We start from the raw sequence: 22,541 nt of genomic DNA on the forward strand, positions 1-22,541 counted from the left end.
TGCTCTGAAACCACTGACTGTTAGTATCCAGTTTGGGCTTTGATACCGTTATTTCGATGTTAGCAATATTGCTTCAATCTTAGGGTAATTGATATTTCATCCATGTTTTGCATCTGTGAAATATCACTCAACCCGACATAACCAAAGTTTCCTGTACGCTTCACTGGCGGGTGAGCGGTGCATTGGATGGTGACTTTCACTGTCATTAAGCATTGAAGTCGATCCATCTGGAAGTCTCGATACGGAATGATCATCGTATCTCTGCCTGGCAGTTCCAATGCATCAACGCTTTAGCCTGAATGCGACATCAGGGAGCAAATTGTCTGATGTGGATCAGTTTACGTTTAATAACCAGCAAATTGCTGGCGACATATTTTTTCTGAACAAACTGTATGTGCAGATGCACAATTAAACGCAACAGTTTGCCATTTTGCCGATATAATAAGCCTTCGGCGTCGGCATAATTCTTTAGGACCTATCCGAGTTGTTGGTGAATATCTCTTCGATTTAAAATTTTATCTAAAATAAAATTTCCGATTTGATACTCACTTACGGTGGTATCCGTGCGCTGAATATACCAAACCTTGCAGCATCTGCCTATGGGCTAAGTTTAGGTTTCTTGTGAAATAACTTAGCTAAATGATCATTTTTTAATCATATTTAGCAAATCTTGGATTAATCGAGCGTATGAATTCTACACAACAATGGCAAAGTGTCACTTGGTTTGACGTGGATGAGCATCAAGACGGGCAGCGAATAGATAACTTTTTATTTACCCGATTAAAAGGTGTTCCCAAAAGTCGAATCTATCGTTTGATTCGTGAAGGACAAGTACGCGTTAATAAAAAAAGAATAAAAGCAGAGACTCGTTTAAGTATTGGTGACCAGATCCGTGTCGCACCGATCCGTTATGAACAAAAAGACGAAACAGCTGCACCAGTGAGTGATAGTGTGGCACAAAGCCTACTCAGCCGAGTCGTGTATGAGGATGAAGGTCTATTAGTCGTGAACAAACCTTCAGGCATTGCTGTGCATGGTGGTAGTGGTGTGGCTTACGGTTTGATTGAAGCTTTACGCGCTGCGACAGGGAAAAAGTATTTAGAACTGATCCATCGTATTGACCGTGATACTTCTGGTTTGGTGATGATCAGTAAAAAGCGTAGTACGCTGAAATTACTGCAAGATTTACTTCGTGAACATAAAATTAAGAAAACCTATGCTGCAATTGTTAAAGGTCAGGTCAGCTTAGATCAGCAGTTGATTGATGCACCTCTGTTGCGTTATGAGCTGGCCAATGGCGAACGTCGTGTGCGTGTCAGCAAAGACGGTAAGCCAAGTAAAACGGAATGGAAAGTCATTGAACGTTATAAGGCAGCAACCTTAGTACATGCTTCACCATTATCGGGACGTACACATCAAATTCGTGTGCATGGTTTAAGTATTGGTCATCCACTGGTGGGTGACGATAAATATGGACATAACAGTGCCTATACAGGGCCAGAAGCAAGACGTTTATGCTTACATGCATTGCGTTTAGAAATCCCTAATTATCCTGTGATTGAAGCACCAATGCCTGATGATATGCAGCAAGTGGTCGATGAGTTGAGAAAGCAGAAATGAGTCAAAAAATCGAACTGGTGATTTTCGATTGGGACGGAACCTTATTCGATTCGGTAGGGCAAATTGTGGCAAGTCTGCAATATGCAGCACAACAATTTCAACAACCACTTACGGATGAAGCAGCTAAAAGTATTATTGGTCTAGGTTTACCTGAAGTAATGCAAACATTATTTCCTCAAGTACCACATTTGCAGCAAGATATTTTGCAATGTTATGCGGATCATTACGTTGCCAATTCTAAAGGCGATGCTTGGTTTGCAGGTGTGGCTGAATTACTGACTGAGCTTAAGCAGCAGGGTTTAAAGCTTGCGGTTGCTACTGGAAAAAGTCGTAAAGGTTTAGATCGAGTGTTAAGTCAAACGGAGAGCCATAACATTTTTGACATTACTCGTGCTGCGAGTGAAACCAAGTCGAAACCTGATCCATTGATGTTAGAGCAAATCTTAGCGGAATTAGATGTGGCTGTTGAACGTGCGATTATGGTGGGGGATACCAGTTATGATCTCGAGATGGCACAAAATCTAAATATGCCACGTATTGGCGTGAGCTATGGTGTGCATAGCATTTCAATCTTAGAGCAGTATCAACCCTTAACAATTGCAAATAATGTGTCTGAGTTACATCGTTATTTACAAACAAGCATACAAGCTACAGTGTTAACTGAGGCTTAGTAGATTATATATGAAGCTTGTTCCATCATTTTATAAGTCATTTATGATGGAACAAGCCTAAAAATAATAACGATGGAGAGGAACTTCCATTTTCAGCTTTTGAATAATAACAATAGGAATTTCATGTCACGCTCAATTCGTTTGCTCAATCTGCTGCAACTTTTAAGAGAATATCATTATCCAGTCACAGCACAGGTGTTAGCAGAGCGATTGCAGATCAGTCAGCGCAGTGTGTACAGAGATATTGAAACCTTACGTGATCAAGGTGTGAATATTGATGCGGCGGCGGGTTTAGGCTTTCAGCTTAAAGAAGATTTTTTGTTGCCGCCAATGACCTTGAATGAAACCGAAATTGAGGCCATTTTCCTAGCGTTAAATTGGCTAAATGATATTCCAGATCAAGCTTTAAAATCTGCTTCCAAAGCCGTTCTAGCGAAGTTAAATGCCGTGTTACCTGAACACTGCCAGCATTTATTAGAGCAAACCACATTGAGATCAATTACAGCATGGCTACCTGTCAATGAAATGCTGGTGGAACAAGTTCGTTTAGCGATTCGACAACAAGTTAAAATCACCGTGGATTACGCTGATGAACAGCAAAGAATCAGCTCTAGAGTTTTGTGGCCTTTTGCTTTAGGTTATTTTAATGATCGCATCGTGCTTGCAGCTTGGTGTGAACTGCGTGATGGTTTTAGGCACTTTCGAATTGATCGCATCCAGCAATTGAGCCTCAGCCAAGAACTTTACCCAGAATTTAAACAACAATTATTTCAACAATGGTGGACACAAGAAGTTTGTCGTGCGACTACTGACAAAAACTGACAATCACAGCCATTAAATTTAGATAAAACCAACAAACAAGGAAATATCAAAATGGCACTTAAACTTTATACCAATAATATGTCTCGCGGTGTGGTTGTAGACTGGTTACTGATTGAATTAGGTGTTGAGTGTGAACGCATTGAGGTGGCTTATCAGACAGAAATGAAGTCACCTGAGTATCTAAAAATCAATCCATTTGGCAAAGTCCCTGTTTTGGTCGATGGTGATGTGGTGGTGTATGAACTTGATGCAATTTGCGCTTATTTAGCAGATAAATTTGCAGAGAAAGGTTTAGCACCAGCATTGAATGATCCCAAACGTGGGCTGTATTATCGTTGGTTATTCTTTATCTCTGGTCCTTGGGAAGCCGCATCTACCAATAAAATGCTGGGCATTGATGTGAAAGCAGAGCAAAAAATGTCTGTCGGTTATGGTGACTATGAAGATGCTTATAATGCTTTTGTGCAGGGGGTGGGTGAGGCGAGTCCTTATTTATGTGGTGAGCAATTTACCGCAGCAGATGTTTCGGTAGCGGCAATGCTATTTTGGCAATTAAAAATGAATGAAGTGCAATCACATCCAGCGATTGAACGTTATTTAGAACACATTTCCAAACGACCAGGTTTCCAAAAGTTTGCTGCGGTTTTTAGCAATGCTTAAGTGATCATCAATCAAAAGCCGACGAAGTCGGCTTTTTTTAACTTGCATAAAGTGGAAATTGATCCAAATCAAAAACCAGCCGAATTTCTTCTAAGAATTGTTCAGTCGTTTCATTCGATGAGATTTTATTGAAGCTCATAAATACATCTAAGCAAGGCAATGCATGATTTAAGGCTTTCACTACGACCTTCTCGGTTGCCAATGCTTGCATATATGATGGCAAAATAGCACAACTTTGTCCTGAATCTACGGCTTCGATGCTTTCCGCAATACCGTTGGCTTCATGGATGGTTTTGAACTTAATTTGATGCTGATCGATAAACTGCAAAATCGTTTTTGCGAGTGGCTGAGATAGTTTGTGTGAAAGAATCGTAAGGTCTAAGCCGTTGAGTTGATCCGTTGTGATTTCATCTGCATTCGCTAGAGGATGTCGTTTGGGTAGCATAAAAATCAAAGGCTCTTTCAGTACGAGTTGGCTCGCAAAGGTATCATTTTGAAAATCTTGATTTATAAAAATAATGTCTAAATCGCCTTTCTTTAATTCATTAATTTGATCACTTTCTTTTAAGTTGAGTGTTCGGATTTGAAGCTTAGGAATTTTGACTCTCAAGCGTGGAATAATATAAGGAAAAATCCGTATTTCAGCCGATGGCACAAAACCGATACGAAGAAATTGTACTTTTGCCGCTGCGACTTGGCGAGCCATTGTTACCGCTTTATCCGCTTGATTTAAGGTTAAGCGAGCTTGTTCCAAAAATACATGACCCTCTTCGGTCAGCTCTACTTTGCGTTTGGTACGGTGAAACAACTGCACACCAACATCATCTTCCAGATCTTTGATTTGCTGGCTCAAAGATGGTTGAGCGGTGTGAAGTTTGATTGCAGCTTTGCTAAAACTAAGTTCTTCTGCAACGGTGATGAAATAGCGTAAATGTCGTAATTCCATAAGACTGATCCAAGTATGTCTTACTGTTATTTTTAAAAGTATGGGTATTCGAAAGTCGTTCTGTGTGGCGGATTATATAGTAGCTGCTTTTTTATACAATATGCTTCATTTTAAAATATAAAAAATGTATTAAAAAATTAAGCATTCGATAGGAGTAATCTAGATCATGAAGCTTAGCAATAACTTAAATTTGTATTGACTCAAGTAAAGAAAATCAGCATAACTAAAAACGTTATGTTAGGATCAAATTTGATCGTTTAACTGTAATCAAACCCTCTCAAAACTCATACAATAGATTGATTTGAAAAAAGTTAGAGTGATATTCCGTTATCATTTTAAGCTTATTCATTGATGCTAAAGATGATCAGATTTCATTATAGAAGAAGTACATGAAAGATAAGCCGACATTAACCTATCAATTGCCGACCCAATCTTGCTTGAGCCATACTTTTGGGAAACCTCCATTTCCACATGAAACATCTGATCATTGTGGTGTTGATCGCTTTTATAATTTGGAAAAGCGTCTAACCCCTTTTGATCGAAAAGGATTACTGACTTGGCTTGCGACACGTAAATCTTATACGTGGAATGTTGACCGTTCGCATGAATGGAACATGCGTAACCATATGTTGGAGCTTCCGCAAAATCGACCCGAAGCAGACCTCAATAACTGGCAAATCTGGTTTGTTGGTCATGCCACAGTCTTGATTCAAATTGGGCCATATAACTTTTTGACTGATCCAGTTTGGTGTGAATATGTGAGTCCTAAACAAGGGCAAGGGCCGCAGCGTGCTTGTCCTGCTGGAATCGCACTTGAGCATTTACCTACGATTCATGGCGTACTATTGAGCCACAATCACTACGATCATATGGATCTTGCGACTTTAGAATGGTTGCATGAAAAATTCGAGATGCCAATCTACACAGGCTTAGGCAATAGTCACTATATGCCCAAACATTTGCATGTGATTGAAATGGATTGGTGGCAAGAAATTCCGTTCCATGATGAGTTGAAGATTGCATACACACCAGCGCAACATGCCTCAGGACGTGGAATCCGAGATCAAAATAGAGCACTTTGGGGGGGATTTTCGTTATTGGCAAAAACTGGACACTGTTTCTTTGCTGGTGATACAGGTTATGCAGGCCACTTTAAACAGATCCATGAGCGTTATGGAGATGCACGAGTTGCGCTACTACCAATCGGGGCGTATGAGCCACGAAAATTGATGCGTTATGTACATATGAACCCGCAAGATGCGTTCCATGCACATTTGGATTTACACGCACATCGTTCCTTGGCGATTCATTATCGAACTTTTCAGCTTACGGATGAAAAGCGCGATGCGCCAGAGCATGAACTACAGCAAGCGATGAAGTCTTCTTCAAAATTGGTTAATCCTTTTTATTGTATTCGTGAAGGTCATTTTATTCGGGCTTAACTTTTTGAGCATCAATGCACCAAAGTGCGATGACTGAGAGACTACCTAACCCCAAATTCATAACGACAGGATTGAATGCTTGATAAATCCTGTCTGGATAAATCAATAGAACGCAGAGCAATAAGAGGGTCAAACCCAATAAATTCAGATAATGTAAATACTGATGTTTGATAAATAAGAATAGACTTCCAAAAATAATTTCTGCAATCCCTGATAAAACAATCATATCGGTGATATAGGATGTCGGGATATGTATGAACTGCCATAATACCTTTTCATCAGCGACTTGAAAGATGAATTTGGGAAATAACCCTTGATAAATCCAAAGTAGCGCAATCATCAACTGACAAAATTTTAAGATACGATGAAGCGCCATTTCAGCATTCTTCATTTTAATTTCTCATCTAATAAAAAGTGCGATTCCACATCTGAACCAACAACATAGCAGTGCTCAGTTTTGCCAAATAGCCGATAACGATTTAATGCGATGCGACGATAGGCAAAGTCGCGTAACTTTTTTGGAAGCAGTTTGCCGTATTTTAAACTGGAATAAGGGAAATCGAGACGCTGCATGATCCGCAAAAAAGCAGTTGATTCGGTATAAAGCTGACCTTTTTCTAGCAAAATCATGGTTTCAAAATGGTCAGTTGGAAATTGATATTTTCTAAGAATTTGTTGTCCTAGTTGAGACTGAACAGAGACTAATTTGAATTGAGTTTGATGGTCATGTTTGATCATGAAGTCAGCCCAAGCGGAGCAGAGCACACACTGCGCATCGAATAGGATCATGTTGTGTTCTTGAATCAATTGTTGGATTTGATTTGGCATGATTATTTTTCTACTAATATTTTGCGTTTTATATAAAAATAAAGAACCACGAGGGTTCTTTATTTTCTTTCATTTAAAATATCATATGGATTAGGCGAGATCAAAACGATCTGCATTCATCACTTTGACCCAAGCTTTAACAAAGTCTTTTACGAATTTCTCTTTGTTGTCATCTTGTGCATAGACTTCAGCATAAGCACGTAGAATGGAGTTTGAACCAAATACTAAGTCCACACGACTTGCTGTCCATTTTACTGTACCGCTGTCACGCTCAACGATGTTGTAGTTGTTACGGCCTGTTGGTTTCCAGTTGTACTGCATGTCCGTCAAGTTTACGAAGAAATCGTTGCTGAGCACACCAATACGATCTGTGAGTACACCTTGAGGGTTGTCGCCATAGTTCGCACCAAGTACACGTAAGCCACCAACTAAAACAGTCATTTCAGGTGCAGTTAATCCCAAAAGTTGAGCTTGGTCTAGCAATAACTCTTCTGGTGTCGTTGCATAGTGTTGTTTCTGCCAGTTACGGAAACCATCATGTAACGGCTCTAAAGGTTCAAATGAATAAACATCTGTTTGTTCGGCAGTTGCATCGCCACGACCTGCTGCAAATGGCACGGTAATTTGAACACCAGCTTTATGTGCTGCTTGTTCAACAGCCGCTGTACCACCAAGTACGATGAGATCAGCAATACTTACTTTCTTGCTTAAGCTGGCTTGGATTGACTCCAACACTGCCAAGACTTTTTGTAAGCGTTCAGGTTCATTAGCTACCCAGTCTTTCTGTGGCGCTAAGCGGATACGTGCACCATTTGCACCACCACGGAAATCCGAGCCACGGTAAGTGCGTGCACTATCCCAAGCGGTTGTGATGAGGTCACTAGCCGATAGACCACTTGCAAGTAACTTCGCTTTGAGTTCCGCGACTTCACCATCAGTTAAGGTGTAATCTACTGTCGGAATTGGATCTTGCCAAATTAAATCTTCTGCTGGTACATCCGCACCTAAATAACGACTTTTTGGCCCCATATCACGATGCGTCAGTTTGAACCAAGCGCGAGAGAATACTTCTGCAAGATAAGCTGGGTCACGATAGAAGCGTTCAGAAATCTTACGGTATTCTGGGTCAATTTTAAGTGCCATATCCGCATCAGTCATGATCGGGTTGCGGCGAACATTCGGATTGTGGGCGTCAACTGGTTTATCTTCTTCTTTAATATTGATTGGTTCCCACTGATGCGCACCCGCAGGGCTTTTACGCAATTCCCAGTCATAAGTGAAAAGTAAGTAGAAAAATTCATTATCCCATTTAGTTGGATGAGTCGTCCAAGCACCTTCGATACCACTGACCATGGTGTTACCAGCATTGCCTGTGCCTTCTGAGTTATGCCAACCTAAGCCTTGGAACTCAACGTCAGCGCCTTCCACATCAGCGCCTAAGTTTTCTGCTTTACCGTTACCATGTGCCTTACCAACAGTATGACCACCCGCAGTTAAAGCAACCGTTTCTTCGTCATCCATCCCCATACGGTCAAATGTGGTACGCATATCTTGTGCAGTACGCAATGGATCAGGTACACCATCTACACCTTCTGGGTTGACATAGATTAGACCCATTTGTACTGCTGCAAGTGGATTTTCAAGAGATGCACGATCTTGATCGTTGTCATAACGGTTTTTAGTTGCATCTAACCATTTTTTCTCACTGCCCCAGTACACATCTTTTTCAGGTGCCCAAATATCGACACGGCCGCCTGCGAAACCAAAGGTTTTTAATCCAGCAACGTCATATGCCACTGTACCTGCGAGTACGATTAAATCGCCCCATGAGATTTTGTTGCCGTATTTTCTCTTGATTGGCCATAACAAACGGCGGCCTTTATCTGTATTGACGTTATCAGGCCAGCTGTTTAATGGCGCGAAACGTTGATTACCTGTATTTGCACCACCGCGACCATCTTGTTTACGATAGCTTCCTGCAAGGTGCCATGCGGTACGAACCATCATCCCGACATAACTGCCCCAATCCGCTGGCCACCAATCTTGGCTAGTATTGATCAATTCACGTAGGTCTTGTTTAACAGCTTCTAAGTCAAGCTCAGCAAATGCTTTGGCATAATCAAAATCTGGATCCATTGGATCAGTTTTTTTATCGTGTTGATGTAAAATATCGAGGTTTAAAGCATTCGGCCACCACGCCATTGGGCCACCGCTCATTTCCGTATTGCCGCCGTGGAGAACAGGGCATTGTCCTGAGGACGTTGTATTTGCTTGTACTTTATCGTCTTGGCTCATGATCTTTCTCCATCAAAATGACTTGTGAGCGAAGTCACTTCAACTATTTACCGTTCAAAATTATGAATGTTTTAGTGATTCATCCTGCAAATTGGGTATCGAGTTAAGAGATGCCTAAATTTGGTTTCACATGAATCAGTTCACATTCTTTGTACTTTTACTCTAGGTTTATGAAACCTTTTTTTCCAATGGATTAAAGTTGATGTCTTAAATGCTTTATTCGATTGAAGTTGCATAAATCTTAAACATGAACTGTGTTGTTGTGGATGTATAAATTGTTAAAAAAAGATAAAACATAATGAAAAATAAAGAATTATTGAATTATTTTACTTTCGTCGAGTATCCGTCGAAGCTAAGCCGAGAATGCTTTAAAAATATTTGGCTTTTTAAAATAATAATGGCTGTCATCTGTTGCAGTTATGTAAAAGTCAGCTATTTTCATCGAGCTAGGAACTAATTCCATTATCTCAAGTGATTCGTTACAAATAGTCTGCTGAGTTAATATTTTAATTGTTGATGATGCTTTGAGTTGAAGATGTGTAAGTGGAGTAGTTTTTGGAGTTGGTTATGGTATTTTTGTTTGATTAATGAAGAGATTTCAAAAATGAAAAAAATAGCACTGAGTCTTGGTCTATCTTTGACAGCTTTAACGGGTTGTAGCTCTATGCCACAAACAGATCATATCAAAGCAAATCACTCTAACGCCGTAACGGTAGAATTTGTTGGGCAAGGAAATTACAGCGTTCAACCACAACAGGGCACAGTAAGTCTATATGCTGTCGAAAGCCGTATGGCGGATGTCCCAGCAACCCTGATTCAACAAAAGAAAGTTCAAGTATCACAAGTCCCTTTTCGTGTTGAATTGAGCTTACCTACGGATCATCTGAAGTTGATTCGACCACCAGTAAGAAGTGATGCGGAAGTTACTTATTACGTGACATGGGAGTCTGATATGAAGAATCTCTCAGGTAAAGATGCAATTGTGATTGATTATGATCGTAAGTTTCCGCGAGTTACATTGAATGGGACTAAGCAGCAAATCTACTTACGTGAAACTAAGTAAAATTTAAATACTGATATAAAAAAGAGCGATATTCTAAGAATAATCGCTCTTTTTCTTTATTTTTAAAAATGCGTTAGGCACCGACTAAACGGTTGGATTTAACCATATCGCCAAGCCCATGTGTCTTAAAGTAATGTTCTAACCAACTTTTTACGACCAGAGGATTATTCATTTGCAGAACATCATCTAATAATCTTTGAGCATCTGTCATAGGCACATGACAAATTGCTTTGCGTACACGCAAGATGTTACTCGAACTCATAGAGAGCGTATTAAAGCCCATCGCCATTAATAAAATTGCTGATAGTGGATCACCAGCCATTTCACCGCAGACGCTTACAGGCTTTTCATGAATATGACATTCTTCAACTAAACGTTTTAAGGCACGTAATACCGAAGGGTGGAAGTGCGAATATACGTTAGCAACATGCGGATTATTACGATCTACAGCAAGTAAGTACTGAGTCAAATCATTTGAACCCACCGAGAAGAAATCAACCAGTTCGGCAAACTCACCAATTTGTAATAGTACGCTTGGTACTTCAACCATAATTCCGATTTTAGGACGTGTGATTTTGACTTGCTCTTCTTCTTGGACCGCAATCCAGTCACGCTCAAGTAAATACAACACTTCTTCTACTTCACTGACACTAGTCACCATCGGAAGAAGAATATGTAAATTATTCAAACCAATACTGGCTTTGAGCATCGCGCGAATTTGTGCTGAAAAAATCTCAGGATGATCGAGGGTGAAACGTAAACCACGCCAACCTAAAGCAGAATTTTCCTCTTCAATGCTGAAATAAGGAAGGTCTTTGTCCGCGCCAATATCCAGTGTACGCATAATCACAGGTTTATTGGCAAAATGGCTGAGCTGTTGGCGGTAAATGGCGCGTTGTTCTTCTTCACCAGGGAAGCGTTCACGTAGCATAAATGGAATTTCACTACGATATAAACCAACACCTTTTGCACCACGTTGTACGCCGCGCACAACATCGATCATTAAACCCGTATTGACGAATAACGGAATAGCAACACCATCAGGCGTTACAGCATCTTTAGTTTCGTACTGCTTTAAATCTTTTGCAATTTGTTCTTCTTCTTTTTGAACTTCTTTATAACGTTGACGTAAACGACGTGGTGGATTGACAAAGACACGTCCTTGATACGCATCCACAATCATTTCAATATCATCAAGCGTCGTGATTGGGAGCTCAGTCACACCAACAACCGTTGGAATACCGAGAGCGCGCGCCACGATCACCATATGTGAATTGGCAGCACCTTCAGAAGTTACAATTGCAGCAATATTATCGACAGGAAGCTCGACCAACGCAGCAGTACTGATTTCTTCGCCGATCAGGATACTATCTGGACTCAGTTCTCGGTGACTAGAATCGGCTTCTTGTAAACATGCGAGAATGCGACGACCAAGATCTTTTAAGTCGGAAACACGCTCACGTAAATAGTCATCTTCCATTTGCGCAAATAGCGCAATATGTTTATCGATAACTTTACGCACAGCACCTTGCGCCCAACTTCCTGCTCGAATGTGCTCTTTAATTTCACTCGGCAAGACATTTTCATCCAACATTCGTAAGAACACGCTAAACAATGCACGTTCTTCTGACATGAGTGAGTCTTGCATTTTTTCATCTAAGGACTGAATTTCAAGACGAACAGAAGCAATCGCTTGATCCAAAAGTTCTAATTCATCGCTGATATCTTCAGCTTCACGATCAGGAATTGCAGTTAGATCGGCTGGGGGATATAGCACAATTGCTCGACCTAGCGCGATACCGCCAGCACCCGAAACCCCTTGGAATGTTTTATAGGTTGATCCATTACTCGGTTTACGAAATACATCAATATTCCCGACTGCATGAGCATGTGCGATCACACCAGATAGTTGTGCGCAAAGGGTAACAAGAAAGGATTCTGCGGCTTCGCTAAAGTCTTGTGATTCTTTATTTTGAACGACTAAAACGCCCATTACTTTACGGCGATACATTACAGGAACGCCAAGGAATGAGTTATATAGTTCTTCACCTGTCTCGGGTAAATAAGCAAAGCGTTCATGCTTTGGCGCATTGTCTAAGTTGACAATTTCTTCTCGTTGACCGACTAAACCAACCAGACCCTCACCAACATTTAAGGAGACATTGCCAACGGCTTCTGGTTTTAAACCTTTCGAAGCCATAAGCACATAGCGGCGATTTCGTTCATCCAATAAATAAATAGAGCAGACATCAACATGCATTGCTTCAGCCACATGATTGACCATAATGTCCAAAGATTCATGCAAACTGACGGACGCATTAATTTCTTGTACGATGCGTCTAAGCGTGTCGAGTTGCATGTTTGACATGGATGTTTACTCCAATTTATTGAATCGTTATAGGCCTAGTTATAACAGCTCTAATGTCAAAAATCATTGCTTAAAATGATGATTCTACGACAATTAACGCTGAGGTAATTGTAAACACAATTCCATCATGGCTTTGCGGTAAACATCACGTTTGAAGTTGACCACTTGACCCAATGGGTACCAATAACTCACCCATTGCCATTCATCGAATTCGGGTGGGTCTGATAGGTTTAACTGAATATGATGAGGCGATGCCGTTAACTTCAGTAAAAACCACTTTTGCTTTTGTCCAATACATACCGGATCTGAATCTGACCGAATGTATCGATGTGGCAAACGATAACGCAGCCAACCTTTTGTTTGCGCTATAATTTGGACGTGTTCGGGCAATAAGCCGACTTCTTCTCTCAGTTCACGATAAAGTGCCTGTTCAGGGGTTTCTCCAAACTGGATACCTCCTTGTGGAAATTGCCAAGCATTGTGACCAATGCGCTTTGCCCATAAGACTTGTCCGTCATCGTTTGCCAAAATGATCCCGACGTTGGGTCGGAAACCTTCTGAGTCGATCATTTGGCTACCTAAATTTTGTCTATATCGTTGACTTTGATCTCGGGGACAGTCACTCTTCACGTCCAACTCGAAAAAGGTCAAAGTAAAATGTTTAAAATTGCTATGATCTTAACGAATTTCTATCGACTAGCGGAGATAGATTTACATTTTTTTTCTTAATTTTCAGTTTAAACGAGAAATTCTATGCAATTGGCTTTGTTTGATTTAGATCATACGCTGTTAAATACTGACTCTGACCATTCATGGGGTGAATTTTTGGTCAATGAGGGTTTGGTTGATCCAGTTCATCATCGTCAAATGAATGACAAGTTTTATGAAGATTATAAAGCAGGGCAACTTGACCCAATTGCGTATAATGAATTTGTTTTTGAGTTTTTAACCAAGCATGACAATCAGTACTTAACTGAGTTACATCAACTGTTTATGCAAAAAGTCATTCGCCCGAAAATGAGACCTAAAGGTTTTGATGCAATTAAAAAACATCAAGACTTAGGTCATGCGATTGTCGGGATTACTGCGACGAGTGACTTTATTACAGCACCTATTTTCCGTGAGTTTGGGATTACTGAAATTATTGCGACTAGTGCAGAAGTGATTGATGGGCAATACACGGGAAAAGTCACAGGTGTGCCTTGCTATCAACAAGGCAAATTGACGCGATTAGATCAATGGCTAGCTGGCCGTACCGTTGAGGAGTCTTGGGCTTATTCAGATTCAATCAATGATCGCTTTTTACTTGAATACGCGACCCATGCGATTGCGGTGAACCCAGATGACCGTTTGGAAAAACTCGCGCAAGAACAGGGCTGGGAAATTCAAGATTGGTCAATCTAACTGAGTCAGCATAATTTGAATGAATTATTAAAACCTCCCTTTCGTCAGGGAGGTTTTTTTGTCATATAAATGTCACTTTTAAATTTTAAGATGTCAGTATGAAAATAAAAATAAATCAGGAAGCACAAACTTCCAATCAACTCAGCGAATTGCTGAGATTAAAAAGACAACAGCCGATTATAAAAACACGTTGGATCATTTTACCTTTTATCATATTCGGATTGATGTATGCGTGGCAGCAGCAATTTTGGACAGCTTGGGTGATTATTCCAATACTTTGGTGTGTGCTTGTTATCAATATTTCATTGCTTACCCGATCTCAACGCGCTCGATTACAGAAGATTGAACAACTAAAAATAGAGCCGATTTTTTGGAATAAACTTCGCCAGTCTCATCCTGAGCTGACTTTGAAACAACAACAATTAATAGAAGTGGGTTTTAAGGATTATTTGGCGCTGCATGTTATGCAAAAGCAAGCTTATGCAATGCCATCAAATGCGGTTGATGCACTTTGGCATGTCATGTTGGAATTCCCTCAGCAGTATCAGCATTTATGTCGCGCAACACTTGGCCGAGTCCTCAATCACAATCCATATCATTTAAATACTGAATCAGAACAACAGCAAAAACAGTTATTCGAATCATGGAAAATAAGCTGTAAATTACATGGGTTCGAACCCAAGCATAGTGCTGTCATACCTCGTTTGTTCGTGATAGATCAAGCCTTAGGTTGGGTTGATGGTCAATACTTTGACTTGGATGAAATGAGCAAAGACTATTCTAAATACCAACAAGCTCAGTCTTCTTCAAGTTGTGGAAGTAGTTGTAGCAGTTGCGGAGGCGATTAATCTTTTTGCATCATTTGAATGAGTTCTTCTGCTGCTTTAGATTGAATACGTGCAGGATGCCAAACCATACCCAGTTGGCGATTCATATTTAATTGTAAATCGAGCTGTTTCAAATCCTGATTGAGTAACGTCTTTGGTAGAACTGACCATCCCAGACCAATCGAAACCAACATGCGAATTGATTCTAAGGGATTGTTGCTCATGGTGATTTTAGGCTTTAGCCCTTTGTTTTCAAATTCAGCTAACGTAATTTGACTGGTATAAGTATGCGCTGATGGCAATAAGCTCGGATAAGCAATTAAGTCTTCTAATGTAAGGTTGCTTTGTTGCGAGAGTGGATGAAATGGTGATGCAACAAAAACTAAAGGGTCATTCCAAATGGTTAAATAATTAAGTCGATCATCTCCCGTCGGTGGAAGGGTTAGAAATGCAAGTTCTAATTCACCTGCAAGTACCTGTTCATGTGCTTGTTCTGAATCAACAAAATGTACATCTAAAGTGACTTGAGGAAAGAGCTGTACGAAAGCTTTTAGTGGCTCTGCGAGATGGTGCAAACCAATATGATGACTTGTACCAATCTTTAAACGACCTTGTACCTGTGTTTGTTCATGACTTAGTGTGTGGTGGATTTCACCGAGCTCATTGAGCCAAGTTTTTACTTTTGGAAGTAAAGAATGCGCTGCATGAGTTGGTTGAATACCGCGGCCTGCGGATTCAAATAATTTCACACCAAAATAATCTTCTAGACTATGAATCCGTTTCGTTACCGCTGGCTGAGTAATGAATAGCTGTTCGGCAGCAATGGAAATTGAACCCGTTTCCATCACTTTAACAAATGCTTCAAAAGCGGCAAGATTCATAGTTTAGACTCGAAAATCATTAAAATTTAGATGTTTGTTCTGAGACATATATAGCTGACTATTTTAGGTAAAAGCGCTGAACAAATATAGTTTAAGCTGTATATGTATAATTAAAAGTTAGGCTTTTTGCTCAGTTCTATTCCAAATTTTTTCATGGAAGAAGAATGCAAAGGCTTGTACTGTAGGTTCAAGCAAGCTCAAAGTCACTGCCATGATCAGATTTCCTGTTACAACATAGGCAACCAGCATTGCTACTGTGATATGCATGAAGTAGTAACTTAACGTTTTTTTTAAAGTTCGTTGATTGTTAATCACGAATTGCTGAATATTTGCCATCGCTGTCACCATCTTAAATCTTATTTATATAAATAATAATCATTATCATTTAAAAAGTAAAAAAGAAATTTGTGATAAACCACATTGATTAAAACAATCGCTGACATAGAATGAAAAGTAGGGGATAAAGATGCTTATTTTTTGTAAATAAAATAGTTATATGGAAAATATTATAACCATAGAGGGATTGGTTGAAGATTTATCAATTCAACCAAGCCACTTAAAACTCGATATGATGAGCTATCGTGCACGTTATGTAAAAAGTAAAAAGTTCACTTGCAAGATAAATGGATACATTTTTCAGGGAAATTTTCAGGAATTATTTTTTGAAGAGGGAAGTCTTGTTCGAATTGTAACATATGCCTATGATGATGTTTCTTTACGGCATCATATTGATGCGTTATTAAATCTTAAAACGGCAATTCTTCATATTCCAGCTTGGATGGGCTATGGATTCAAGTATTCCTTATTAGATATAGCTATTATTTTTCCAATATTAATATGGTTAAGCATAGTCATCTCTTTTAGTTTACTTTTTGGAGGTTCATCAGTTGCCATTACTTTAGCTATGCTGCTAGCTAAGCTATTTTTGATCCTATATTTCATTATTCAACTGCTATGTATCCCTTTGTTTTGGGGATTGGTTCGTGCTGATAAGGAATTATTAGGTGATATCGGTTTTTCTCAAAATACTATTGCTTTGCAACGAATCTTCTTCTTCAGACGTGGAAAATTAAGATTTGAGCATTCATATGGTGAAGTTTATTTAAACGGGAAATACTGTCATGGAATTCATGACTGCTTTAAATTGCTGGAGGTTTATCCCGAATTTAAACTGTCAGATGTATATGTTGAATAATTTATTCTAATTAAAGTTAACCTCTTCTGTTGGTTAACTTGTTTTGTTGCTTTTTAATGAGTTGATAGCTAAATTTTTAAAACTGTTTTATGTATTCCTAAAAGTTTATTAATTTATAAAAATGATAAATTAGATTTATGTGAAACGATTGCTATAATCAATTTAAGATTAAGAATACCCAGTCCAATGACAAGCACGATGGAGAGCGATGACATGGCAGGCAAGACATTGTATGACAAATTATGGGATGACCATTTAGTAAAGCAGCGCGACGATGGTTCGAGCTTGATTTATATTGATCGTCACTTATTACATGAAGTCACAAGTCCTCAGGCATTTGAAGGCTTACAGCTTGCCAATCGTCAACCATGGCGCTTAAACGCTAATGTCGCAACACCAGATCATAACGTTCCTACCTCTAAAAAGGAACGTGAACAAGGTATTGCAGGGATTGAAGATGATACCTCACGTATCCAAGTTCAAACCTTAGATGATAACTGTAAAACTTTTAATATCACCGAGTTTGGTATCAACGATATTCGTCAAGGGATTGCGCATGTAGTTGGGCCAGAGCAAGGTTTGACCTTACCTGGTATGACCGTTGTTTGTGGCGACTCACATACAGCAACACATGGCGCTTTTGGTTGTTTAGCACATGGTATCGGTACATCTGAAGTTGAGCATGTATTGGCAACACAATGCTTAGTACAAAAGAAATCTAAGAACATGTTAGTGCGTGTTGATGGTGTATTGGGTACAGGCGTCACGTCAAAAGATGTTGTTTTGGCAATCATTGGCAAGATTGGTACAGCGGGTGGTACTGGTTATGCGATTGAGTTCGGTGGTCAAGTCTTCCGTGATATGTCGATTGAAGGGCGTATGACAGTATGTAATATGGCAATCGAAGCGGGTGCACGTGTGGGCATGGTCGCTGTAGATGATAAAACGATTGCTTATGTCAAAGACCGCAACTATGCGCCACAAGGCGAAGAATGGAATCAAGCAGTCGAGTATTGGAATACGTTGCATTCAGATGAAGATGCCGTATTCGATGCGGTTGTTGTATTGAATGGTGCAGAGATCGAACCACAAGTGTCTTGGGGAACTTCACCTGAAATGGTAATTCCTGTTTCTCAAGCTGTTCCGACTTTAGAACAAGCAAAAGATGATGTGCAGCGTAATGATTGGACGCGTGCTTACCAATACATGGGCTTAACTGCAGGTCAAGCATTGGCTGATATCCAATTAGACCGCGTGTTTATTGGTTCATGTACCAATTCTCGTATAGAAGACATTCGTGCTGCTGCTGAGGTTGTGAAAGGTCGTAAAGTCGCGTCAAGTATTAAACAAGCGATGATCGTGCCGGGTTCAGGTTTAGTGAAACAACAAGCTGAGAATGAAGGTTTAGACCAAATCTTCTTAGAGGCAGGTTTTGAATGGCGTGAACCAGGTTGTTCAATGTGTTTGGCGATGAATGCAGATAAATTACAACCAGGTGAGCATTGTGCATCGACTTCAAATCGTAACTTTGAAGGTCGTCAGGGTAATGGTGGGCGTACACATTTAGTGAGTCCAGCGATGGCGGCAGCGGCGGCGATTGCAGGTCATTTTGTTGATGTTCGTTCATTCTAAGGGAGCAAAGTCATGGAAAAATATACTGTAGAACAAGGTATTGTTGCGCCTTTAGACCGTGCCAATGTCGATACGGATTTAATTATTCCGAAGCAGTTTTTGAAATCAATTAAACGCACGGGATTTGGCGATAACTTATTTGATGAGTTACGTTATTTAGATGAGGGTTATTTAGGACAAGATATTAGTAAGCGTCCAAAGAATCCTGACTTTGTTTTGAATAAACCACGTTATCAAGGTTCAACCATTTTATTGGCTCGTACCAATTTCGGTTGTGGCTCAAGTCGTGAACATGCACCTTGGGCACTCAATGAATACGGTTTCCGTACCGTGATCGCACCTAGCTTTGCTGATATTTTCTTTAATAACTGCTTTAAGAATGGCATGTTACCAGTGATCTTGTCAGAAGAGACCGTTGATCAGTTGTTTAAAGAGTGCGAACAAGAAGGTTATCAGCTTACGATTGATTTAGATGCACAAGAAGTACGTACACCGAAAGGCGAAGCATTTAAATTTGAAATTGATCCATTCCGTAAACATTGTTTACTCAATGGTTTGGATGATATTGGTTTGACGTTGCAAGCTGCGGATGACATCCGTGCTTTTGAGGAAAAAGCAAAACAAGCACGTCCTTGGGTATTTAAGGATATCAAAGCTTAAGTCTCACTTACATTTTTTTAATGTAAACATGACTAAATGTCGAGGGACATTTTAAACATAGCCGTAGCGCAGAGATTGAACTCTTGTTAACATGCTAGCGAAGAAGATTTGTTTGCATAATATGAGGACTGGGCTTGAATAATGAAAACAAAACTCGCTCGCAGTATTTTGCTGTGTTTAAGTGTCGGTACAACGTTAACTGCGTGTCAAAACACAACGACTGTGGTTGACCAAGTTCGTATTGCACAAAATACATTAGAAGACAAAGCGAACAATGCGACTTTATATTGTTCAGGCGTGGATAATTGTGAATTCGAAAGAATTAATGATATTGGTGTGATTGATGCTAAATCGCATCGTGTAAGCCAACAAGCCATAGAAAAAGGCATTGTTCGATTGCATGGTTCGATTTTAAGTCTAAATCAACAGGTTTACTTAAGTGTGCCTGCTAAGCAATATGAAGTTGTTATTCGTTTTTATCCAATTTCCCCAGATCGTGCTGAAACTTTTCATATCATCCATGCGTTTAAACCACGTACACGCTATACCTTTAAAATGTACCGAGATAGAGCAAATCGTGTAGAAAACTTGCTTAATGCATCAGCTCCAGATCCTTTGTGTGTTGATCTATTGCAAGAAGAGCGCATGATTCGTCGATTCTGCCGTCCGTATGATGTAAAGACAGGTTTGGGCGAATTTGTTGAAAAAAAGATTTAATCAAATAGCAGCTTGAATGCTGTGTGGATGAAATTGGAAAAGTAGATGTCAAAACATATTTTAATTTTAGCGGGTGATGGGATTGGTCCTGAAATTGTTGGTGCTGCTGAGAAAGTACTGACAAAGGTCAATGATAAATTTAATTTAGGTTTGACATGGGAACATGGTTTACTGGGTGGCTCAGCAATTGATGCCCATGGTGAACCATATCCAGCAGTGACAAGTGCACAAGCTCAAAAAGCAGATGCGATTTTATTGGGTGCTGTAGGCGGACCTAAATGGGACACGATTGAACGTTCAATTCGTCCAGAACGTGGATTGTTGAAAATCCGTAGTGAATTAAATTTATTCGCAAATTTACGCCCAGCGATTCTTTATCCTCAATTGGCAGATGCTTCGAGCTTAAAACCAGAAGTTGTTGCTGGTTTAGATATTTTGATTGTTCGTGAATTAACAGGTGGTATTTACTTTGGTCAACCACGTGGTATCCGAGAATTAGAAAACGGTGAGAAGCAAGGTTATAACACTGACGTTTATTCAGAAAGTGAAATTAAACGTATTGCTAAAGTTGCTTTTGAATTAGCTGGCTTACGTGGTGGAAAAGTTTGTTCTGTCGATAAAGCAAACGTATTGGAAGTTACTGAGCTTTGGAAGCAAACAGTGACTGATTTACAGCAAGCACAGTATTCAAATATTCAGCTTTCACATATGTATGTCGATAATGCAGCAATGCAACTTGTTCGTGCACCAAAACAATTTGATGTCATCGTAACAGGTAACTTATTTGGCGATATCTTGTCTGACGAAGCAGCAATGTTAACGGGTTCAATTGGTATGTTACCTTCAGCATCTTTAGATGAAAATGGTAAAGGTATGTATGAACCTTGCCACGGTTCAGCTCCAGATATCGCTGGAAAAAATGTTGCAAACCCACTTGCAACGATTTTATCTGTTGCGATGATGTTACGTTATACTTTCCGTGAAGAAGCTGCGGCAAAAGCGATTGAAGATGCAGTAGGTCAAGTTTTAGACCAAGGTTTGCGTACAGCAGATATTATGTCAGAAGGAATGAGCAAAGTCGGTACAGATGCAATGGGCGATGCTGTTGTTGCTGTGTTAGGCTAAAAATCTGATCTATAAAAAATGCAGCGTGTGCTGCATTTTTTATTTGTTGTTAGCAGGCCTTTCCTTCATAACGAATAGAACGTGCAATTTGTTGCTGATCAAGCTCAAAAATAATATGGCAGTAAAAATTGACATCGTAAGATTGGCTATATGTCGTACCTGTTGAAAGGCGAGAACCATCTGAAGTTCCCATATTCATTGGAATAGGAATATTAATTGGACGAAGTACGGTAAAAACTAACTGCTGGTCATTTTTGGTTGACTGTTTTAGAGTTTGGAAGCCTAGGCTCTTGAGATTAAGATTTTGCTGAATGTTATCTGCAGATTGACCGATATAAGGTTGTAAGTAGTCTTGTAGTTGAACCGAGCGCCAGCCAGGGGTTGCACAGCCTTGTAAAACAAGCGCTATAGATAATATATAAAATTTATAATTCCGCATGAATATTCCTTTATTTCTAAAATAAATCTTTGAATTTATTATAATCGATCACTATTCTAATCGGGAAACAAAAATATACAAACTTGTCTATTTCTGAGTAATGTTCAAGCATAACAAAATGTGATTAGATATGTCGCATAATTAAGTTATCGAGAAAATTTGATGCATAAGATAGTGCTTGGTCTTTTGTGTTATGTCGTTGCGACATTAAGCTATGCAGATAATTGTGATAAAGCGCGTAATACTTATGATGATATTTACTGTACTAATAAGATTTATGCCAGTGCTGATGCTGACTTAAATAAGAATTATCAGCAGTTACGCAAACATCTCAATGAAACGCAACAAAAGATTCTAAAAAAGTCGCAGCTGGCTTGGATACGCCATCGGGATGCAAGTTGTACCGATTCGCAGCAAAACAGCGTTGATGTGGAATGTCGTTTGACTACAACTCAGGAGCGCAACCATTGGCTATTAGAGCGCCTACGCGAGTGCCAAACTGTAGGGTGTAAAACCACACGTCTGAGCGAATAATTTAAGAATAAGCGTAAAAAAAGCCACAATCATGTGGCTTTTTTGCATTCACTAATCTGACTTAGCGCGCACGATAAGTGATACGACCCTTAGTTAAGTCATAAGGTGTCATTTCAACTTTAACACTGTCACCTGTCAAAATACGGATATAGTGTTTACGCATTTTACCAGAAATGTGTGCAATAACTTCGTGACCGTTTTCTAAACGTACACGGAACATCGTATTAGGAAGCGTTTCGGTGACAACGCCTTCGAACTCAATGAGTTCCTCTTTATTGGCCATAGCCTACCTGATGATCAAATTGGAAAGGCGCAAATTATAGTCAATTTATTTGAAATTTACAAGACGCTCTCTTAGCAAAGCTTGTACAGATGAATTGGAAAAAACTGTCAGACAATCCTCATTTTTTTT

At 39.7% G+C, this 22,541-nt stretch carries 25 protein-coding genes; 14 read left to right on the plus strand and 11 right to left on the minus strand.

All coding sequences use genetic code 11. From position 1 onward, the window contains the following. Window positions 1-59: 59 nt before the first annotated feature. On the minus strand, window positions 60-227 hold the full coding sequence (locus IO68_RS33570; protein ID WP_227502882.1) for a hypothetical protein: 168 nt from the start codon (window positions 225-227) through the stop codon (window positions 60-62). A gap of 460 nt (window positions 228-687) precedes the next feature. Between IO68_RS33570 and IO68_RS24030 the strand changes: the two genes are divergently transcribed. The 4 genes from IO68_RS24030 to IO68_RS24045 all read left to right on the plus strand — a co-directional run bounded on the left by IO68_RS24030 (window position 688) and on the right by IO68_RS24045 (window position 3,773). Then, window positions 688-1,620 carry an RluA family pseudouridine synthase gene (locus IO68_RS24030; RefSeq protein ID WP_007479130.1) on the plus strand — a complete coding sequence of 311 codons (933 nt, stop codon included), beginning with the start codon at window positions 688-690 and terminating at the stop codon, window positions 1,618-1,620. After that, the gene (locus IO68_RS24035; RefSeq protein ID WP_023013183.1) at window positions 1,617-2,291 is read left to right on the plus strand and encodes an HAD-IA family hydrolase; all 675 of its coding nucleotides are present in this window, start codon (window positions 1,617-1,619) and stop codon (window positions 2,289-2,291) included. Before IO68_RS24030 ends, IO68_RS24035 begins: the two co-directional genes overlap by 4 nt. A 123-nt stretch (window positions 2,292-2,414) precedes the next feature. Continuing rightward, the gene (locus IO68_RS24040) at window positions 2,415-3,113 is read left to right on the plus strand and encodes a helix-turn-helix transcriptional regulator (protein WP_023013184.1); all 699 of its coding nucleotides are present in this window, start codon (window positions 2,415-2,417) and stop codon (window positions 3,111-3,113) included. Between the two features lie 51 nt (window positions 3,114-3,164). Further along, on the plus strand, window positions 3,165-3,773 hold the full coding sequence (locus IO68_RS24045; RefSeq protein ID WP_023013185.1) for a glutathione S-transferase family protein: 609 nt from the start codon (window positions 3,165-3,167) through the stop codon (window positions 3,771-3,773). Window positions 3,774-3,810: 37 nt separating this feature from the next. Here IO68_RS24045 and IO68_RS24050 read toward each other — a convergent pair whose 3' ends face one another. Next, the gene (locus IO68_RS24050; RefSeq protein ID WP_023013186.1) at window positions 3,811-4,719 is read right to left on the minus strand and encodes a LysR substrate-binding domain-containing protein; all 909 of its coding nucleotides are present in this window, start codon (window positions 4,717-4,719) and stop codon (window positions 3,811-3,813) included. 389 nt (window positions 4,720-5,108) lie between these two features. Here IO68_RS24050 and IO68_RS24055 point away from each other — a divergent pair, with 389 nt between their 5' ends. Further along, window positions 5,109-6,161, plus strand: a complete 1,053-nt coding sequence (locus IO68_RS24055) for an MBL fold metallo-hydrolase (RefSeq protein WP_004876636.1) — start codon at window positions 5,109-5,111, stop codon at window positions 6,159-6,161. Here IO68_RS24055 and IO68_RS24060 read toward each other — a convergent pair. The 3 genes from IO68_RS24060 to katG all read right to left on the minus strand — a co-directional run bounded on the left by IO68_RS24060 (window position 6,148) and on the right by katG (window position 9,284). Continuing rightward, window positions 6,148-6,552 carry a DoxX-like family protein gene (locus tag IO68_RS24060; RefSeq protein ID WP_023013187.1) on the minus strand — a complete coding sequence of 135 codons (405 nt, stop codon included), beginning with the start codon at window positions 6,550-6,552 and terminating at the stop codon, window positions 6,148-6,150. The two genes, IO68_RS24055 and IO68_RS24060, sit on opposite strands and share 14 nt — an antisense overlap. After that, complete coding sequence (locus IO68_RS24065; RefSeq protein ID WP_004876639.1) at window positions 6,549-6,989, minus strand: thiol-disulfide oxidoreductase DCC family protein; 441 nt, start codon at window positions 6,987-6,989, stop codon at window positions 6,549-6,551. The genes IO68_RS24060 and IO68_RS24065 overlap by 4 nt, the downstream gene beginning before the upstream one ends. Window positions 6,990-7,079: 90 nt before the next feature. Further along, window positions 7,080-9,284: a catalase/peroxidase HPI gene (katG, locus tag IO68_RS24070; protein WP_023013188.1), complete on the minus strand. Its 2,205-nt coding sequence runs from the start codon at window positions 9,282-9,284 to the stop codon at window positions 7,080-7,082. Window positions 9,285-9,888: 604 nt separating this feature from the next. Here katG and IO68_RS24075 point away from each other — a divergent pair. Beyond that, window positions 9,889-10,347: a hypothetical protein gene (locus IO68_RS24075; RefSeq protein ID WP_007479113.1), complete on the plus strand. Its 459-nt coding sequence runs from the start codon at window positions 9,889-9,891 to the stop codon at window positions 10,345-10,347. Between the two features lie 73 nt (window positions 10,348-10,420). On the opposite strand, the gene ptsP is transcribed toward IO68_RS24075, so the two are convergent. Further along, complete coding sequence (gene ptsP, locus IO68_RS24080) at window positions 10,421-12,715, minus strand: phosphoenolpyruvate--protein phosphotransferase (RefSeq protein ID WP_007479111.1); 2,295 nt, start codon at window positions 12,713-12,715, stop codon at window positions 10,421-10,423. 93 nt (window positions 12,716-12,808) lie between these two features. Further along, window positions 12,809-13,285: an RNA pyrophosphohydrolase gene (locus IO68_RS24085; protein WP_004876647.1), complete on the minus strand. Its 477-nt coding sequence runs from the start codon at window positions 13,283-13,285 to the stop codon at window positions 12,809-12,811. 183 nt (window positions 13,286-13,468) lie between these two features. Here IO68_RS24085 and IO68_RS24090 point away from each other — a divergent pair, with 183 nt between their 5' ends. Further along, entirely contained in the window at window positions 13,469-14,119 is a 651-nt protein-coding gene (locus tag IO68_RS24090) for an HAD family hydrolase (protein ID WP_004876649.1), read from the plus strand. 98 nt (window positions 14,120-14,217) lie between these two features. Further along, window positions 14,218-14,967: a hypothetical protein gene (locus tag IO68_RS24095; protein ID WP_023013190.1), complete on the plus strand. Its 750-nt coding sequence runs from the start codon at window positions 14,218-14,220 to the stop codon at window positions 14,965-14,967. Here the strand turns inward: IO68_RS24095 and IO68_RS24100 are convergent. Both IO68_RS24100 and IO68_RS24105 read right to left on the minus strand, forming a co-directional pair. Then, window positions 14,964-15,827: a LysR family transcriptional regulator gene (locus IO68_RS24100; protein WP_023013191.1), complete on the minus strand. Its 864-nt coding sequence runs from the start codon at window positions 15,825-15,827 to the stop codon at window positions 14,964-14,966. The genes IO68_RS24095 and IO68_RS24100 overlap by 4 nt on opposite strands. Before the next feature lie 117 nt (window positions 15,828-15,944). Further along, window positions 15,945-16,163, minus strand: coding sequence for a DUF2061 domain-containing protein (locus IO68_RS24105; protein ID WP_019385749.1), 219 nt, complete (start codon window positions 16,161-16,163; stop codon window positions 15,945-15,947). Window positions 16,164-16,323: 160 nt separating this feature from the next. On the opposite strand from IO68_RS24105, the gene IO68_RS24110 reads away from it, so the two are divergent. From IO68_RS24110 to leuB, 5 genes are all read left to right on the plus strand, one after another. Continuing rightward, on the plus strand, window positions 16,324-17,022 hold the full coding sequence (locus IO68_RS24110) for a hypothetical protein (RefSeq protein ID WP_023013193.1): 699 nt from the start codon (window positions 16,324-16,326) through the stop codon (window positions 17,020-17,022). A gap of 213 nt (window positions 17,023-17,235) precedes the next feature. After that, window positions 17,236-18,654, plus strand: coding sequence for a 3-isopropylmalate dehydratase large subunit (leuC, locus tag IO68_RS24115; protein WP_007479101.1), 1,419 nt, complete (start codon window positions 17,236-17,238; stop codon window positions 18,652-18,654). A 12-nt stretch (window positions 18,655-18,666) separates the two neighbouring features. Continuing rightward, entirely contained in the window at window positions 18,667-19,314 is a 648-nt protein-coding gene (leuD, locus tag IO68_RS24120) for a 3-isopropylmalate dehydratase small subunit (RefSeq protein WP_023013194.1), read from the plus strand. A gap of 141 nt (window positions 19,315-19,455) precedes the next feature. Next, complete coding sequence (locus IO68_RS24125; RefSeq protein ID WP_023013195.1) at window positions 19,456-20,031, plus strand: hypothetical protein; 576 nt, start codon at window positions 19,456-19,458, stop codon at window positions 20,029-20,031. A gap of 45 nt (window positions 20,032-20,076) precedes the next feature. After that, window positions 20,077-21,156 (plus strand): 3-isopropylmalate dehydrogenase, encoded by a 1,080-nt coding sequence (gene leuB / locus IO68_RS24130; protein ID WP_004876664.1) that lies wholly within the window; start codon window positions 20,077-20,079, stop codon window positions 21,154-21,156. Window positions 21,157-21,205: 49 nt separating this feature from the next. Here the strand turns inward: leuB and IO68_RS24135 are convergent, their stop codons facing one another. Next, on the minus strand, window positions 21,206-21,595 hold the full coding sequence (locus IO68_RS24135; protein ID WP_023013196.1) for a hypothetical protein: 390 nt from the start codon (window positions 21,593-21,595) through the stop codon (window positions 21,206-21,208). A 162-nt stretch (window positions 21,596-21,757) separates the two neighbouring features. Between IO68_RS24135 and IO68_RS24140 the strand changes: the two genes are divergently transcribed. Next, window positions 21,758-22,129, plus strand: coding sequence for a lysozyme inhibitor LprI family protein (locus tag IO68_RS24140; RefSeq protein ID WP_026094231.1), 372 nt, complete (start codon window positions 21,758-21,760; stop codon window positions 22,127-22,129). A 61-nt stretch (window positions 22,130-22,190) separates the two neighbouring features. Here IO68_RS24140 and infA read toward each other — a convergent pair whose 3' ends face one another. Then, a complete protein-coding gene (infA, locus tag IO68_RS24145; RefSeq protein ID WP_001284370.1) occupies window positions 22,191-22,412 on the minus strand; it encodes a translation initiation factor IF-1 in 222 nt (73 codons plus the stop codon). Window positions 22,413-22,541: the final 129 nt, after the last annotated feature.

The sequence above is a fragment of the Acinetobacter sp. COS3 genome, assembly GCF_000475335.1.
GTDB lineage: Bacteria > Pseudomonadota > Gammaproteobacteria > Pseudomonadales > Moraxellaceae > Acinetobacter > Acinetobacter venetianus.

Bases quoted from the DNA above. Each gene is read 5' to 3' on its own strand.
- IO68_RS33570 (WP_227502882.1), bottom strand. From the start codon at position 227: ATGGATCGACTTCAATGCTTAATGACAGTGAAAGTCACCATCCAATGC.
- IO68_RS24030 (WP_007479130.1), top strand. From the start codon at position 688: ATGAATTCTACACAACAATGGCAAAGTGTCACTTGGTTTGACGTGGAT.
- IO68_RS24035 (WP_023013183.1), top strand. From the start codon at position 1,617: ATGAGTCAAAAAATCGAACTGGTGATTTTCGATTGGGACGGAACCTTA.
- IO68_RS24040 (WP_023013184.1), top strand. From the start codon at position 2,415: ATGTCACGCTCAATTCGTTTGCTCAATCTGCTGCAACTTTTAAGAGAA.
- IO68_RS24045 (WP_023013185.1), top strand. From the start codon at position 3,165: ATGGCACTTAAACTTTATACCAATAATATGTCTCGCGGTGTGGTTGTA.
- IO68_RS24050 (WP_023013186.1), bottom strand. From the start codon at position 4,719: ATGGAATTACGACATTTACGCTATTTCATCACCGTTGCAGAAGAACTT.
- IO68_RS24055 (WP_004876636.1), top strand. From the start codon at position 5,109: ATGAAAGATAAGCCGACATTAACCTATCAATTGCCGACCCAATCTTGC.
- IO68_RS24060 (WP_023013187.1), bottom strand. From the start codon at position 6,552: ATGAAGAATGCTGAAATGGCGCTTCATCGTATCTTAAAATTTTGTCAG.
- IO68_RS24065 (WP_004876639.1), bottom strand. From the start codon at position 6,989: ATGCCAAATCAAATCCAACAATTGATTCAAGAACACAACATGATCCTA.
- katG (WP_023013188.1), bottom strand. From the start codon at position 9,284: ATGAGCCAAGACGATAAAGTACAAGCAAATACAACGTCCTCAGGACAA.
- IO68_RS24075 (WP_007479113.1), top strand. From the start codon at position 9,889: ATGAAAAAAATAGCACTGAGTCTTGGTCTATCTTTGACAGCTTTAACG.
- ptsP (WP_007479111.1), bottom strand. From the start codon at position 12,715: ATGTCAAACATGCAACTCGACACGCTTAGACGCATCGTACAAGAAATT.
- IO68_RS24085 (WP_004876647.1), bottom strand. From the start codon at position 13,285: ATGATCGACTCAGAAGGTTTCCGACCCAACGTCGGGATCATTTTGGCA.
- IO68_RS24090 (WP_004876649.1), top strand. From the start codon at position 13,469: ATGCAATTGGCTTTGTTTGATTTAGATCATACGCTGTTAAATACTGAC.
- IO68_RS24095 (WP_023013190.1), top strand. From the start codon at position 14,218: ATGAAAATAAAAATAAATCAGGAAGCACAAACTTCCAATCAACTCAGC.
- IO68_RS24100 (WP_023013191.1), bottom strand. From the start codon at position 15,827: ATGAATCTTGCCGCTTTTGAAGCATTTGTTAAAGTGATGGAAACGGGT.
- IO68_RS24105 (WP_019385749.1), bottom strand. From the start codon at position 16,163: ATGGCAAATATTCAGCAATTCGTGATTAACAATCAACGAACTTTAAAA.
- IO68_RS24110 (WP_023013193.1), top strand. From the start codon at position 16,324: ATGGAAAATATTATAACCATAGAGGGATTGGTTGAAGATTTATCAATT.
- leuC (WP_007479101.1), top strand. From the start codon at position 17,236: ATGGCAGGCAAGACATTGTATGACAAATTATGGGATGACCATTTAGTA.
- leuD (WP_023013194.1), top strand. From the start codon at position 18,667: ATGGAAAAATATACTGTAGAACAAGGTATTGTTGCGCCTTTAGACCGT.
- IO68_RS24125 (WP_023013195.1), top strand. From the start codon at position 19,456: ATGAAAACAAAACTCGCTCGCAGTATTTTGCTGTGTTTAAGTGTCGGT.
- leuB (WP_004876664.1), top strand. From the start codon at position 20,077: ATGTCAAAACATATTTTAATTTTAGCGGGTGATGGGATTGGTCCTGAA.
- IO68_RS24135 (WP_023013196.1), bottom strand. From the start codon at position 21,595: ATGCGGAATTATAAATTTTATATATTATCTATAGCGCTTGTTTTACAA.
- IO68_RS24140 (WP_026094231.1), top strand. From the start codon at position 21,758: ATGCATAAGATAGTGCTTGGTCTTTTGTGTTATGTCGTTGCGACATTA.
- infA (WP_001284370.1), bottom strand. From the start codon at position 22,412: ATGGCCAATAAAGAGGAACTCATTGAGTTCGAAGGCGTTGTCACCGAA.